Raw genomic sequence first — 13,808 nt, 5'->3', positions numbered from 1 at the left:
ACTGTCGTGTGCGCGCAAAGATTCCATTCGATCCGCTAGCGTTCGTTCAACTGTGCCCGTCATGCAGTGCCAGGCTCTGGCGAAGATGTCCTAGCATCGCGCTGCGCAGCGCCTCGGGCGCCAGCAGGCGGATGGCTCCGGCGTGGGACAGCAGCCAGCCCATCAAGGCGGCATTGTCCAGCACCGTGGCGGTGAGCTGGGCGCCGCCCTCGGGGAGGCTGTCCAGGCGCATGTCTTCGGCCAGCGGCTGCTGTCGCAGGCGTCGGGCCAGGGCATCGTCGACCCAGGCGCGCAATTGCACCGGCTGGGTGCTGGCCAGGTCGTTCGGGTGCAGGGGGCGTACGTCGCTCAGGTTCAGGCCCGGCTGCCAGTGCCAGCCGTAGGGCATGCCTTTGGCGTTGCAATGCAAGGGGAACAGTGTCGCCAGTTCGTTGAGGTCGCGTTCGACCGTGCGCTTGGTGGTCTTGTGGCCGATCCTGGCCAATGCCGCTTGCAGCTGGGTGGCGCTCATGCCGGGGTGACGATGGGGCAGCAGGTTGAGCAACTGCCATTGGCGAGCGATGGTGTGGCGGGTGGTATGGCTGGGCAACGCGGGATCCTTGGTCAGGCAGGGGCTGATCGCTTCGATAGTGGCGATTGGCTATGGCGGGAAGCATACACAAGCTGGCGGATCGGATCCAACTTGCGGCCATGGCGGCGGGGGCGCTTTGCAGCCCTTGGGTTTATGCCAGGCTTTCGCGTAGACCCTCGATGAAGGCTTCCTCGGCCCGGCTCATGCGTTGGTCACGGTTCCACAGCAGGTGCACATCCACATCGGCGATGCCCTCCAGCGGAGGTAGCTTCCACAGCAGCCCGGCGGCCACCTCCTCTTGCACCCCATGCTCGGGCAGGCAGCCGATGCCGAAGCCGGCGATCACCAACCGGCGTACTTCCTCGAAGCTGGGCGAGGAGGCGACGATGCGGCCGGTGAAGCCTTGCTGGTCACGGAAGATGGTCAACGGCGAGAGCATGCCGCCGATCTGGTCGCTGCTGAAACTGACGAAGTTCTCCTGCTTGAGGTTGCCCTGCGCCTGCCCGAACAAGCGGTGGTGCTTGCCGCAGAAGAACGCATAGCGCTGGCGCTGGAGCAGGCGTTGCTCTAGGCGGGCGTGGCGATGGCGGCTCAGGCTCAGGCCGGCGGTGGCGGTTTTTTCCTGCAGGGCGGCGACGATGTCGGTGCTGCGCATCACCTCGATCTCCATTTCCACCCGTGGGTACTGTTGGTGAAAGCGCGCCAGGAAGTCATCGAACTGCTGGCAGCACAAGCGGCTGATCATCAACAGGCGCACCTTGCCGACGACCTCTTCGCTCGGCTGCTCCAGCAGACCGCTGATCTGCGCCACCTGCCCATACACCTCGCCCGAAAGCGCGAACAGTCGCTCGCCCACCTCGGTGAGCACGAAGCGTGGCCCGCGGCGGGCGATCAGCGGGCGGCCGAGTTGCTCCTCCAGGCGCTTGAGCGCCTGGCTCACCGCCGGTTGGGTCAGGTGCAGGCGTGCGGCGGCGCGGCTGATGGAGAGCTCCTGGCCGATCACCCGGAAGGTGCGCAGCAGGTTCCAGTCGAGGCGGTCGTTGAAGGGGCGATCGGGCATGGTGGCGTTCGACGAATAAACCGTTGGTGGCTTGAGTTTAGCGTTGCGCGTGTGCCGTCGGGGCTTACATGCCGCCCCGGCGCACGTGCTTGACCAGCACCTTTTCCAGCAATTCCCACATGGCCGGCTCGGTGCTGAAAGCCACGTTGAAACGCATCCACCCGGTGGCCTTGGCGTCGACCATGAACAGCTGGCCAGGCCCGAGCATGATGCCGTACTCCAGGGCATCGTCCAGCAGTGCAGCGCTGTCGGGGATGGCGGGGTGGCGGGTCCAGATGTACATGCCTTCGTCGGACTCGGTGAACAGCTCGAAGCCCAGCCGGTGCAGGTGCCGGCCCACTTCCTGGTGGGCTTCGGCCAGGCGCTGGCGCAGGCGCTTGAGGTGCTTGCGCCAGCGCCCGTCGATGATCGCGGCATACACCACGCGCTCCATCACCTGGGAGGTGGTGAGCCCCGAACGCATCTTCAGGTGCAGCAACTGTTGCATGAGTTCGGGGTTGGCCAGCAGGTAGCCGACCCGCACGTTGGGCGAGATGCTCTTGGAGTAGCTGCCCACGTACACCACCTGTTGCAGGTGATCGAGGCTGGCCAGGCATGGCTGCGGCTCGGCGATCATGTCGGCGTACAGGTTGTTTTCCACCAGGCGGAAACCATGGCGGGAGGCCAGTTGCAGCAGCCGATGCAACTGGGGCAGGGGCGTGCGCGAACAGGTGGGGCTGTGCAGGTGCGGCTGGGTGAAGAAGGCCGTGGGCCGGTGGTGGGCGAGCAGGCGCTCCAGTTGGTCCAGGTCGTAGCCTGCCGGGGTGCGCGGCACGCCGACCAAGGTCGCGCCCTGGGTACGCAGGATGCTCATCAGGTTGGGGTAGCCGGGGTCGTCCACCAGTACCACATCGCCGGGGCGTACCAGGGTGCGCGCGGCCAGGTCCAGGGCCTGGCTGGCGCCGTGGGTCAGCATCAACTGCGCAGGATTGGCGACGATCGACAGCTCTTGCTGCAAGTTCTGCGCAGTCAGCAACCGCAGCTCGGGCAGGCCCATAGGGTCGCCATAGCCGGAAAGCTCCAGGGGGCTGCCGGCCACCTGGCGCAGGCCGCGACGCAGGCCGTCTTCGTACATCCAGTCGTTGGGCAGCCAGCCGCAGCCGGGTTTGTAGGGCAGCTGGCGGATCTCGAAGATTTGCTGCAGGTACCACTCGGAGTTGAACGTCGGCCGGGTGGTGTCGGCCTCCTGCTGCTGGCTTTCGAGCAGCTCGCCCGCGGCGCGGTTGACGAAGAACCCCGCATTGCCGCGGCTGACCAGCAGGCCTTGGGCCACCAGGCGGTCATAGGCTTCGACCACGGTGAAGGTGCTCACCGAGTAGGTGGCGGCGAAGGCGCGGATCGAGGGGACCTTGGCGCCGGGCTTGAGGGTCTGCTTGTCGATCAGCTCGCGCAACCCATCGATGATCTGGTTGACCAGCGGTGTGGAGGATTCAGGGTGTAGTTGCAGCATTCGGGTGCCTTCAGGGGTGCGTATCGCCAAGCGCCTGCAGGGTGTCGCGGGTGTATTGCATTGGCGGCCTGTACAGTGCAGTGCGTATTTCGTGCCACTGTGCATGGCTCTGTGTGGCAGACATTTTTACATTACGTGTCAGTTATCGCCACCAGCGTACATGTCAGCGTCATGAACAATCACAAATTCGCTGCTTTGCCGTCGAGGTTCGCCTCGCACCTTCATTTCGTCGCACCGAGCCTTTGCCGCTCGGCCTGCATAGGTTTCAGTTCGTCCGAGGGCCAGCCTTCGGACGCGTAAGCAGGCCGCCATGGAAGGCCTGCGTGTGCCTTGGCACACCTTCCTGCCCGCATAAGTACTGATGTTAGGTGAGACCGATAGCCATCGGGGTTTCACAGTTTTTCCTTGGATAAAAAGAAGCACGGGGTACACAACTGATGGACGCAACATCCACATCCACCACCGCGAAGGGAGAGCACGAGAGCAAGCTCAGTGCCTCGCTCAAGTCGCGCCACCTGACGATGATGTCGATCGCCGGGGTCATCGGCGGCGCCTTGTTCGTCGGTTCCGGCAGCGTGATCCACAGCGCCGGCCCGGCTGCGGTCCTGGCCTACCTGGCTGGCGGCATCCTGGTGGTGCTGATCATGCGCATGCTTGGCGAGATGGCGACTTCCTCGCCGGACACTGGCTCGTTCTCTACCTACGCCGACCGCGCCATCGGCCGTTGGGCCGGTTTCACCATCGGCTGGCTGTACTGGTGGTACTGGGTCATCCTCATGGCCTGGGAAGCCTACGTGGCGGGCAAGATCCTGCATGGCTGGTTCCCTGGCGTCAGCGTCAACGTGTTCGTGCTGGCCACGACCTTGCTGCTGATCACGGTCAACTTCTTCAACGTCAAGCACTACGGCGAGTTCGAGTTCTGGTTCGCGCTGATCAAGGTGGTGGCGATCGTCTGCTTCCTGACGGTGTGCACCGCAGCGGTGTTCAACATCTGGCAGTTCGGTGAGGTGCGCGGTGTCAGCCACCTGACCGCCGAAGGCTTCATGCCCAACGGCATCACCACGGTGATTGGGGCATTGCTGGGGGTGATGTTCGCCTTCCTGGGCGCCGAGATCGTGACCATCGCCGCCTCCGAAGCGAAGAATCCGTCCGCCCAGATCGTCAAGGCGACCAACTCGGTGGTCTGGCGTGTGTGCCTGTTCTACGTGGGTTCGATCTTCCTGATCGTCTGCCTGGTGCCGTGGAATGATCCGCACCTGGGTGAGTCCGGCTATGGCGCCTACCGTCGTACCCTGGAGCTGCTGGGCGTGCCGTACGCGGAGCTGTTGATGAACTTCGTGGTGCTGACCTCGGTGAGCAGTTGCCTGATCTCGGGCCACTACACCGCCTCGCGCATGCTGTTCTCCCTGGGCCAGCGTGGCGATGCGCCGTCGATGTTCAAGATCACCCGTGCCGGTACCGGCGTGCCGGTGTACGCGATCATGGGTTCGTGCGTGGTGGCGATCTTCTGCGCGCTGATCAACTTCAGCGAGACCCTGCGTCCTAAGGACGTGCTGGAAACCCTGATGAACACCACCGGCATGATTGCTTTGCTGGTGTACCTGGTGATCGCCTTCTCGCAACTGCGCATGCGTCGCAAGCTACAGGCCGAAGGCAAGGAAATCCGCCTGAAGATGTGGCTGTTCCCTTGGCTGACCTACCTGGTGATCGCCTTCATCGTGGCGGCCCTGGTGACCATGGCGTTCATGCCTGACTACCAGATCCTGGTGATCTCCACCGGCATCGCCGCGGCCATCGTGGTGGCCATGGGCGTGGTGCACCAGATCCGCACCGGCAAGCGCCACTAAAGCGTTCTTGCCCTGCAACGCGGCCGGCTCCCCTCGGGGACCCGGCCGTTTTCATTTCTGCGCGTCGGATCGGCTCACCACGGTCAGCCAGCGGGTGTAGGTGTCCACCCTGATGGGCAGCTCGGCGCGCAGCTCGGCCAGGGCCTGGTCGCTGTCATCCAGGGGGAGGTCGCGCCACACTCGCAGGCCTTGCAAGGCCTCGGCGTCGAACCACAGCAGCCCCTGGCGATGACGCGCGAGGCGTTGCAGGGTCTCGCTCAGGGGCAGGCCTTCGGCCGGCAGGCGCTGCAGGTACCAGGCTGCCTGCAATGTGGCGCTGTCCACGGTACCCAGGGTGCCGGGACCGCTGGCCTCGAAGCGCAGGTGCTGGCCTTCGCTCAATGACAGGTGGCGCGTGGCGTCGTCGAGATCGGCCTGGCCTCGCAGCACACTGACCTCGCTGACATCGCCCAGACGCTCGACGATCAACTGGCCTGCCAGCGGACGCAGGGTGCCGTGGGGCGTGCTGATCCGAAACGGTCGCGCATCGCCTGCGGCGATCTCGATCAATACCTGGCCATTGAGCAGTTGCAGGTGCCGCTGCGTGGCATCGAACTCCACATCCACCGAGGAACTGGCGTCGAGGGTCAGCAGGCTGCCGTCTTCGAGCTGACGGGTCAGGCGGTGATCGCTATCGGTCGAGAGGTCGGCCAGCTCGAAGCCCTGGCCCATCCAGGGGGAGGCGAGCAGGGCGGACGCTACCATCAGGGCGAGGATGGCCAGGGGCAGGGTGAGATGGCGGAACAGTCTCATGGGCGTTCAGGGGGGGTGCCGTGTAGTCCCTCTAAGGATAGACACTGGCGTGTTGGTGCCATTGTGCGGCCCATCGCAGGCGCCGCCAGTTCCTATGAAGCAAGCTGTGTTGCGTTCAATGCACGGTCTTGCGCTGCTTCACGCAGGCCTGGGCTTGTAGCGCGAGGGCATCGAGGCGTTCGTCGCGCTGTCTTTCCGCCGCCATCATGGCTTCGTCGCCATGCTGCTTGAGCAGGTAGGCGTGGATCTGCCGCACTTCGGTGGTGCGGTAGATCGGGGCGATGTCCAGACGACCGACCAGCGCGCCGCTGGCGTGACCGGTGCTGCTCATCAGCACCTGCGGCCCGGCGGCGCTCACGACCTGCAAGCCCATGGCCTCGAACCACGGCACCTGTCCGGCAAACGCATTGAGCTCGACGCAGGCATAGCGTGATTGCGTATCGGCCAGCAGCGCCCGGGCGATGCCTTGGCGGCGGTGGTCGGGGTGCACGGCCAGAAACGCCAGTACGCAGGCCTGGTCGTCATCCTGGGCGGGCAGGGCGAGGGCGAAACCGAGCAGTTGATCTGGCGCTTCGGCATCCAGCGCCAGGGTCAGTTCCACGGCCAGGCCACGGGTGCCATCCATGGCTTGCAGGTATTGATGCACCTCCAGACCTACGCCGTACTGATACAGCGGATACAGCGTGTTGTCCGGGGTGATGGCCACGCTGCTCAGCTCACCGACGTGGTCGATCACCAACTGGCGGATCTGGCTCTGGAAGGATTCGGGGGGCATGCCGTCGAGGCGGCTGAGAATGAACATCGGACAAGCTCCAGCAGGGTCGAACCATCCCGCGCCGAGCAGCACGGGAGGCACAGTCTAACCCAGGGCGGCGAGCATCAGGTCGAGGTTCTGCACGGCCGCGCCCGAGGCGCCCTTGCCAAGGTTGTCGAACACTGCCGTGAGCACGACCTGGCCGTGGGCCGGGTTGGCATACAGGGCCAGGCGCAGGTCGTTGGTGTCGTTCAGCGCTTCGGGGTCCAGTCGAGGGGCCGGCCCTTGCTGGTGCAGCGGCATCACCTGTACATGGCGTGTGCCCTGGTAGTGCTGCTCAAGGCAGGCCTGCAGGTGTTCGGCGGTGACGCCGCCTGACAGCAGGCGCAGTTGCACGGGGATGCTCAGCACGATGCCCTGGCGGTAGTCGCCATAGCCCGGCATGAACACCGGCCGGGCGCCGAGCCCGGCATGCTGTTGGATTTCCGGCACGTGCTTGTGGGCCAGCTCCAGGCCGTAGAGCTGCAGGGCAGGCACCTTGGCGCCACGGGCGTGTTCATGCTGCTCAACCGCAGCGCGGCCACCTCCTGAGTACCCCGAGATGGCCTGGATGCTCAGCGGATAGTCCGCCGGCAGCAGCCCCGCCTGGACCAACGGCCGCAACAGGGCGATGGCGCCGGTCGGGTAGCAGCCCGGGTTGCTCACGCGCTTGGCCTGGGCAATGCGCTCGGCCTGTTCGGCGTCGAGCTCTGGCAGCCCGTAGACCCAACCGGGTGCGGTGCGGTGGGCGGAGCTGGCATCGATCACCCGTACCGCCGGGTTGTGGATTGCCGCCACCGCCTCGCGAGCGGCGTCGTCAGGCAGGCAAAGCAGGGCAATGTCGGCGTCGTTGATGGCCTCGGCGCGGCGCTGTGGGTCTTTGCGCTCGGCTTCGGGCAGGGTCAGCAAGCGCAGGTCCTGGCGGCCTTGCAGGCGGGCGTGGATCTGCAGGCCAGTGGTGCCTTGGTCGCCGTCGATGAAGACGAGAGGGGTGTGCATGGTCGGGGTCCGTGTGCGGGAGGGATGGCCTATGCTCGCTCGTCTGTGGACGAATGAAAATTTGAATATCATGATGCTGAAATTCAGAAAAAATGAATGACCGTGTCGTCTTTTTCGCGGGTGAACCCGCTCCCACAGGCCTACCGCTGAACCCGGATTCACGCCGTACCTATGGGCGCGGGTTTACCTGCGAATGGGCAAGCACTTGGAGGGCTTCAATGCGCGAAATCAGCCTCGACCGCCTGCGCACACTGGTGGTAATCGCCGACCTCGGTTCTTTTGCCGAAGCCGCCCGCCAGCTCAACCTGGCGCCGCCGACCATCAGCCTGCACGTGGCTGAGTTGGAGGCGCGCGTGGGGGCGCCGCTGCTCACTCGGGCCCGGGGCCAGGTGCGCGCCACCACGATTGGCGAGACGCTATTGGCCCGTGCCCGGCGCCTGCTGGCCGATGCCGATCTGGCCCTGGACGAGGTGCGCCGGCAGGTGGAGGGGCTGACCGGGCGAGTGCGTCTGGGCGCCTCCACCGGGGCCATTGCCCACCTATTGCCCAAAGCCTTGGAACACCTGCGTGAGGCGCATCCGGGCATCGACGTGCACGTCCAGGTCCTGACCTCTCAGGCTTCCCTGGTGCGCCTGCGCGAGGGCACGTTGGACATCGGCCTGGTGGCGCTGCCCCAGGTGGCGGGCAAAGCCGTGAAGGTCACGCCCTGGCGGCGTGACCCCATCATGGCCTACGTGCCGGCCGACTGGCAGCCACCGGCCAAGGTCACGCCTAACTGGCTGGCCCAGCGTGCGTTGATTCTCAACGACAGCACCACCCAGCTCTCCCGGGTGACGGCCGAGTGGTTCGCGGCGGTGGGGCTGTATCCAGAGGCGCGTATCGAGCTGAACTACAACGACGCGATCAAGAGCCTGGTGGCGGCAGGGTACGGCGCGACCTTGCTGCCCCAGGAAGGCGAGGCTGCCGAGCACGACCGGCGCATCGTCCGCAGGCCCTTGCGGCCTGGCTTGTGGCGCCAGTTGGGGATCGCCTGCCGCGACGGGCAGGTGGATCGGGCCACCGGGTATGTGCTGCAAGCGCTGGAGCGGCTACGCCAGTGAGGTGTGGCTGAATTCCCGAGGAAGACTATGCTTTTGGCTGCGTCGGGCCCGCCGACGTGCCTGCCAGAAGTCCGGCTTTTCTCACGGAGAACACACCATGAAATCCCTGACACTGCTGCTGATCGCTTCTGCATTGAGCGTCACCGTCCACGCCGAAACCAACCCGGAAACCAACTGCGACGCCAAGATCAAGGAACTCGAGGAAATCCACCGGACCGATGGCCAGGCCTTGCACGGTGGCATGGCCAAGGACTATCAGAACCTGCTCGACCAGGCCAAGCAGGCCCAGACCGCTGGCAACATGGCCGAATGCCAGGCCTCGGCCGACCGCGCCAAGACCATCTACAACAAGGCCCGCGGCAAGTAGCGCGGCCGTGCGCCCAGGCCTGGTCGCCGCGCAGGTGATGGGCCTGGGTAGGTGCTCGGAAATCTTCGCAGCGTCTCATGGCGCCTGAGCGCCGCTGTCAGAACCAGCGGTCGTTGCGTTTGCGACCGCGGGTCAGCGCCGGCAGGATCAGCCCGGCCAGCAGGCCTGCACCGGCGATGCTGCCGCCGTAGACCATGTAGCGCATCATCACCTGTTTGTTCTCATCGCCCAGGCGCGCCTGGGTGTCGCGCAGCGACGACTGCGCCTCGTCGAGCTGCTCGTTGAGCGATTTGTTGCGCGCCTCCAGCTCGGCGATCAGCGCCTTGCGGGAGTCGAGGGTTTCCTGCATGCCTTGCACGCGGTTCTTCCAGTTGTCGTCGATGCGCTTGAGCTGCTCGGACAACTGTGCCACCTGGGCATCGAGGGCCGGCAGGCGTTCGGCCTGGCCAGGAACCGACTGCAGGTCGCTAGTGAGGATCCACACCAGGTCGCCGTTCTGCCCGCGCACCTGGCTGTACTCACCCTGGGTGGCGACCAGCGTGACCTTCTGCCCGGCCTTGACCGAACCGACGATGCGATGGCCATTGGTGGGGCCGCTGCGCACGTAGGTGCTCAGGTTGTCGCTGACCCAGCGTGCGTCGCTGGCCGGGTCTTCGGCGTGCGCGGGGACGGCGAGGGCGAGCAGGACGGCGGCGAACAGAGGGGCGAGGGCGGGGGAGGCTGGGCGGCGGGAATCAGGCATGGTGGTCTTCGCAGGAGCTGGACAAAAGAAGGCCCGGTGACTGGGCCGATGAACCGGTCGGTGAGTTGACCGTCAGCGAAAGACCGTTTTTATCGAAGCAGGTTCACTGCTTGTTGTAGGAAATGTCTGCAGGATGTTGCGAGTAGTAGATTGGGGGGCTGCCCTGGCGGCGGACGCAAGCTATGTGGCGTCCGCTTCGCGGGTAAACCCGCCCCCACAAGGGCCGTGCGGACCTTGTGGGGTGCGAGTTCAGCCGCTGAGCGGTCGCGACAGGTTAGGTTACTACCTGATAGCAAGGCACATAGGCCGCCCCACCGGGCAACTTCATCCGGTGCTGGTCAACGAAGGCCTGCAACAAACGCCCCAGCGGATCGAGCACGGCACTGTCGCCGCGGATCTGATACGGCCCGTGCTCTTCGATCAGGCGGATGCCTTTGTCCTTGACGTTGCCCGCCACCACCCCGGAGAAGGCCCGGCGCAGGTTGGCGGCCAACTCGTGAGGTGGCAGGTCCCGGCGCAGCTCGAGGTTGGCCATGTTTTCATGGGTGGGATCGAACGGGCGCTGGAACCCTTCCTCGATTTTCAGCAGCCAGTTGAAGTGGAAGGCGTCGTTGCGCTCGCGGCGGAACTGCTTGACCGCCTTGAGCCCCTCGACCATGTGCCGGGCCACTTCGGCCGGGTCATCGATGATGATCTGGTAGTGCTGCTGCGCCGTCTCGCCCAAGGTAGCGCCCACGAACGCATGCAATTGCTGCAGGTAGGCTTCGGCGCTACGCGGACCGGTGAGCACGACGGGGAAGGGCAGGCCGGCGTTGTCCGGGTGCATGAGGATGCCCAGTAGGTACAGGAACTCCTCGGCGGTACCCGCGCCCCCTGGGAAGATGATGATGCCGTGGCCAACCCGCACGAACGCTTCCAGGCGCTTTTCGATATCCGGCAGGATCACCAGCTCATTGACGATCGGGTTGGGCGCCTCTGCGGCGATGATCCCCGGTTCGGTCAGGCCCAGGTAACGGCTGCCGTGCATGCGTTGCTTGGCGTGGGCGATGGTCGCGCCCTTCATCGGACCCTTCATCACACCAGGACCGCAGCCGGTGCAGACGTCCAGCTTGCGCAGGCCCAGTTCGTGGCCGACCTTCTTGGTGTATTGGTACTCTTCGCTGCTGATGGAGTGGCCACCCCAGCACACCACCATCTTCGGCTCCACGCCCGGGCGCAGGGTGCGGGCGTTGCGCAGCAGGTGGAAGACGTAATCGGTGATGCCCTGGGAGCTTTCCAGGTCGATGCGCTGGCTGGCCAGCTCGCTTTCGGTGTAGACGATATCGCGCAGGGCGCTGAACAGCATCTCGCGGGTGCTGGCGATCATCTCGCCATCGACGAAGGCATCGGCCGGAGCGTTGAGCAGCTCCAGGCGTACACCGCGGTCTTGCTGATGGATGCGCACCTCGAAGTCCTTGTAGGCCTCGAGGATGGTCTTGGCATTGTCGACATGGGCGCCGGTGTTGAGGATGGCCAGGGCGCACTGGCGGAACAAGGTGTATAGGCTGCCGGTACCGACTTCACTCAGTTGCTGGACTTCACGTTGCGACAGCGTCTCTAGGCTGCCTTTGGGGCTGACGGATGCGTTGATGACATGGCGTTGGGGCATCTAAGTCTTTCCTGTGCAATGAAACTTCCTACTTGGACACCACCATACCGACAAAAACGCACGGCAACGAGAGGGGCACGGAAAAAGCCTGGAGCAGCGCGCACTGCGATGACATCGAGAGGCACGGCTGTGGCGGGGGACGCCGAGATCAGGTGGGGCAGCGCTCTTATTTTGTCTGCGCCGGTCTATTCGTGGGTAAATCGGAGCGCCGAACCGCCGCTCCTACAGGTTCGGCGGTGTCCTTCAGAGCAGCGCTGTTCCGCGAAGCGAGGTTCAGCGGTGCCTTGCGGATCGACGCGGACGTTGTGGGAGCGGGTTCGCCTGTGCCGTTCATCCGAAAAGGCGTTGTACCCCCAGGGTGATCGCCAAGCCGCCACCGATCAGCCACAGGTTGAGGATCGCGCCGGTGATCAGGGCTCGTGGGCCGGCCTGGCGGATCTGGCTGAAGCGGGTTTCCATCCCCAGTGCGGTCATGGCCATGGTCAGGGCGAAGGTGTCGAGGCTGTTGAGGGTGCTCACCACCGGTGCCGGCAGGATGTGCAGCGAATTGACCAGCACCAGCAGCAGGAAGCCGAAGGCGAACCATGGCACGGCGATGCGTCCGCCGCCCTGGGCTTGGCCTTGCTGGCGCGAGCGGCTGATCCACAGGCCCACCACCAGCAGCACCGGCACCAGCAGCAGGACGCGGGTCATCTTCACGATGGTGGCAATGTGGGTGGCCTCGGGGCTGACGTTGCTGGCCGCGCCCACCACCTGCGCCACTTCATGCAGGGTACCGCCGAAGAACAGGCCCACGCCGAGGGTATCCAGTTGCACCCAGCCCGCGCTGACCGCCAGCGGGTAGAGGAACATCGACAGCGTCCCGAACAGCACCACGCTGCCTACCGCCATCGCAGCTTTGTGCGGCTGCGAGCGCAGCGCCGACTCGAACGCCAGCACGGCGGCCGCACCACAGATGGCGCTACCGGCCGCGGTCAACAGGGCGGTGTCACGGTCGAGCTTCATCACCTTCATGCCCACCAACAGGCCCACCAGCAGGGTGCTGACCACCACCAGCAGCGACACCGTCAGACCCGACCAGCCCACCTGGGCGATCTCCTGCAAGCTCACCCGCAGGCCAAAGAACGCCACGGCCAGGCGCAGCAGGTTGCGCGCCGAGAAGTTGATTCCCGCCGCCCAGCTGTCCGGTAGCCCATAGCGCAGGGCATTGCCATAGAGGGCGCCGGCGACGATGCCGACGATCAGCGGGCTGATCCCCAATCCGGCGATGGCCGGCAGGGCCGCCACCTGGGTGACGGCGAGGGCGAACAGGGCGACGAACAGAATGCCGTTGAGCCGTCCACGGGTCGCGTGGGTAGGCGCAAGGGCGGGGGCGGGATGGGCCGTGGCCATGGTAAGACCTCCGATGTGTGTTGATGAGGTCTACGTTAATTCAGTTATAAGCTTATAAAAAATCGTGATTTAGAATGCCAAATATCCGTTTAGCTGATATTTTGAAGTGATGACCCCTGAACAACTGATAACATTCGCCGCCGTCGCCGAGCACGGCAACATCAGCCACGCCGCCGCCGCGCTGCATTTGTCGCAGCCAGCCGTGTCGGGTCAGCTCAAGCTGTTGCAGGAAGAATTTGGTGAGCCTCTCTATCAACGCGCCGGGCGCGGTGTGCGCCTGACCGCCGCAGGCGAGCAATTGCTGGGCCATGCCCAGCGCTTGCGCGACACCTTCCACCAGGCTCAGGCCCTGCGCGATGCCATGCGCGGTCTGGAGCGCGGCACCTTGCGCATCGGCGCCAGCACCACGCCGGCGAGCTACCTGCTGCCGTACCTGATCGCGGACTTCCACACCCGCTACCCGGACATCGTGATCACCACCACCCATGGCAACACGGCGCAGATCGTTGCGTCTCTGGGTGAGCTGGACATCGCCTTGATCGAAGGTCCGCCAGGTCAGGAGCTACCGCTTGGCACCAGCGTCACCGCCTGGCGCGAGGACGAGATCGTCGCCATCGTGCCGAGCAATCATCCATTGGCCAACGGCGCCCTGGTGCAAACGTTGGAGGCGCTGGGCGCCTATCCCTTAGTGTTGCGCGAAAGCGGCTCGGGGGTGCGGCAACTGGTGGAACGTGCCTTCGCCCGTGAAGGTGTGGCGATGCGCGTGGCACTGGAGATTGCCGGGGTGGAGGGGGTCAAGGAAGCGGTACGGGCGGGGATGGGTATCGGCTTCGTGTCGGCGATGTCGATTCGCCATGAAGACAGCGTCCTGTACCGGCTGGGCATTGCGCCGCAGCCGCTGACAAGACGCTTTTCGATTTTGATGCCCCATGCCGCCACGCCGTCGAGGGCGGCGGGGCGGTTCATGGGGATGTGTTTGGGTGAGGGTGTCGCTGACTAGTGTTGTTG

Annotated in this window: 13 protein-coding genes; 4 read left to right on the top strand and 9 right to left on the bottom strand. The window is 65.0% G+C overall.

The genetic code is table 11. The features are described 5' to 3' along the window. Positions 1–46: 46 nt before the first annotated feature. The 3 genes from IEC33019_RS10385 to IEC33019_RS10375 all read right to left on the bottom strand — a co-directional run bounded on the left by IEC33019_RS10385 (position 47) and on the right by IEC33019_RS10375 (position 3,120). Positions 47–589: a WYL domain-containing protein gene (locus tag IEC33019_RS10385; RefSeq protein WP_070094325.1), complete on the bottom strand. Its 543-nt coding sequence runs from the start codon at positions 587–589 to the stop codon at positions 47–49. A gap of 133 nt (positions 590–722) precedes the next feature. Further along, positions 723–1,631: a LysR family transcriptional regulator gene (locus tag IEC33019_RS10380; RefSeq protein WP_070094326.1), complete on the bottom strand. Its 909-nt coding sequence runs from the start codon at positions 1,629–1,631 to the stop codon at positions 723–725. Positions 1,632–1,695: 64 nt separating this feature from the next. Continuing rightward, positions 1,696–3,120 carry a PLP-dependent aminotransferase family protein gene (locus tag IEC33019_RS10375; protein WP_070094327.1) on the bottom strand — a complete coding sequence of 475 codons (1,425 nt, stop codon included), beginning with the start codon at positions 3,118–3,120 and terminating at the stop codon, positions 1,696–1,698. A gap of 437 nt (positions 3,121–3,557) precedes the next feature. Between IEC33019_RS10375 and IEC33019_RS10370 the strand changes: the two genes are divergently transcribed. Continuing rightward, complete coding sequence (locus IEC33019_RS10370) at positions 3,558–4,967, top strand: amino acid permease (RefSeq protein WP_070094328.1); 1,410 nt, start codon at positions 3,558–3,560, stop codon at positions 4,965–4,967. Positions 4,968–5,018: 51 nt separating this feature from the next. Here IEC33019_RS10370 and IEC33019_RS10365 read toward each other — a convergent pair whose 3' ends face one another. The 3 genes from IEC33019_RS10365 to argC all read right to left on the bottom strand — a co-directional run bounded on the left by IEC33019_RS10365 (position 5,019) and on the right by argC (position 7,551). Further along, positions 5,019–5,759: a FecR domain-containing protein gene (locus tag IEC33019_RS10365; protein WP_070094329.1), complete on the bottom strand. Its 741-nt coding sequence runs from the start codon at positions 5,757–5,759 to the stop codon at positions 5,019–5,021. A 115-nt stretch (positions 5,760–5,874) separates the two neighbouring features. Continuing rightward, positions 5,875–6,561 (bottom strand): GNAT family N-acetyltransferase, encoded by a 687-nt coding sequence (locus IEC33019_RS10360; RefSeq protein WP_070094330.1) that lies wholly within the window; start codon positions 6,559–6,561, stop codon positions 5,875–5,877. Between the two features lie 57 nt (positions 6,562–6,618). Continuing rightward, positions 6,619–7,551 carry an N-acetyl-gamma-glutamyl-phosphate reductase gene (gene argC / locus IEC33019_RS10355; protein ID WP_070094331.1) on the bottom strand — a complete coding sequence of 311 codons (933 nt, stop codon included), beginning with the start codon at positions 7,549–7,551 and terminating at the stop codon, positions 6,619–6,621. A gap of 218 nt (positions 7,552–7,769) precedes the next feature. On the opposite strand from argC, the gene IEC33019_RS10350 reads away from it, so the two are divergent. Further along, positions 7,770–8,651, top strand: coding sequence for a LysR family transcriptional regulator (locus IEC33019_RS10350; protein ID WP_070094332.1), 882 nt, complete (start codon positions 7,770–7,772; stop codon positions 8,649–8,651). A 97-nt stretch (positions 8,652–8,748) separates the two neighbouring features. Further along, positions 8,749–9,018 (top strand): hypothetical protein, encoded by a 270-nt coding sequence (locus tag IEC33019_RS10345; RefSeq protein WP_070094333.1) that lies wholly within the window; start codon positions 8,749–8,751, stop codon positions 9,016–9,018. Positions 9,019–9,115: 97 nt separating this feature from the next. Here the strand turns inward: IEC33019_RS10345 and IEC33019_RS10340 are convergent, their stop codons facing one another. From IEC33019_RS10340 to IEC33019_RS10330, 3 genes are all read right to left on the bottom strand, one after another. Beyond that, positions 9,116–9,760, bottom strand: coding sequence for a TIGR04211 family SH3 domain-containing protein (locus tag IEC33019_RS10340; RefSeq protein ID WP_070094334.1), 645 nt, complete (start codon positions 9,758–9,760; stop codon positions 9,116–9,118). A 274-nt stretch (positions 9,761–10,034) separates the two neighbouring features. After that, positions 10,035–11,408: a nucleotide 5'-monophosphate nucleosidase PpnN gene (gene ppnN, locus IEC33019_RS10335; RefSeq protein WP_070094335.1), complete on the bottom strand. Its 1,374-nt coding sequence runs from the start codon at positions 11,406–11,408 to the stop codon at positions 10,035–10,037. Positions 11,409–11,738: 330 nt separating this feature from the next. Continuing rightward, positions 11,739–12,800: a YeiH family protein gene (locus IEC33019_RS10330; RefSeq protein WP_070094336.1), complete on the bottom strand. Its 1,062-nt coding sequence runs from the start codon at positions 12,798–12,800 to the stop codon at positions 11,739–11,741. A gap of 109 nt (positions 12,801–12,909) precedes the next feature. On the opposite strand from IEC33019_RS10330, the gene IEC33019_RS10325 reads away from it, so the two are divergent. Next, entirely contained in the window at positions 12,910–13,800 is an 891-nt protein-coding gene (locus IEC33019_RS10325) for a LysR family transcriptional regulator (protein ID WP_099593407.1), read from the top strand. Positions 13,801–13,808 lie beyond the last annotated feature (8 nt).

Origin of the sequence: Pseudomonas putida (assembly GCF_002741075.1) — a bacterium.
GTDB lineage: Bacteria > Pseudomonadota > Gammaproteobacteria > Pseudomonadales > Pseudomonadaceae > Aquipseudomonas > Aquipseudomonas putida_T.
Note: the sequence above shows the minus strand (reverse complement) of the source record. Positions and strands in the feature narration are given on the sequence as shown.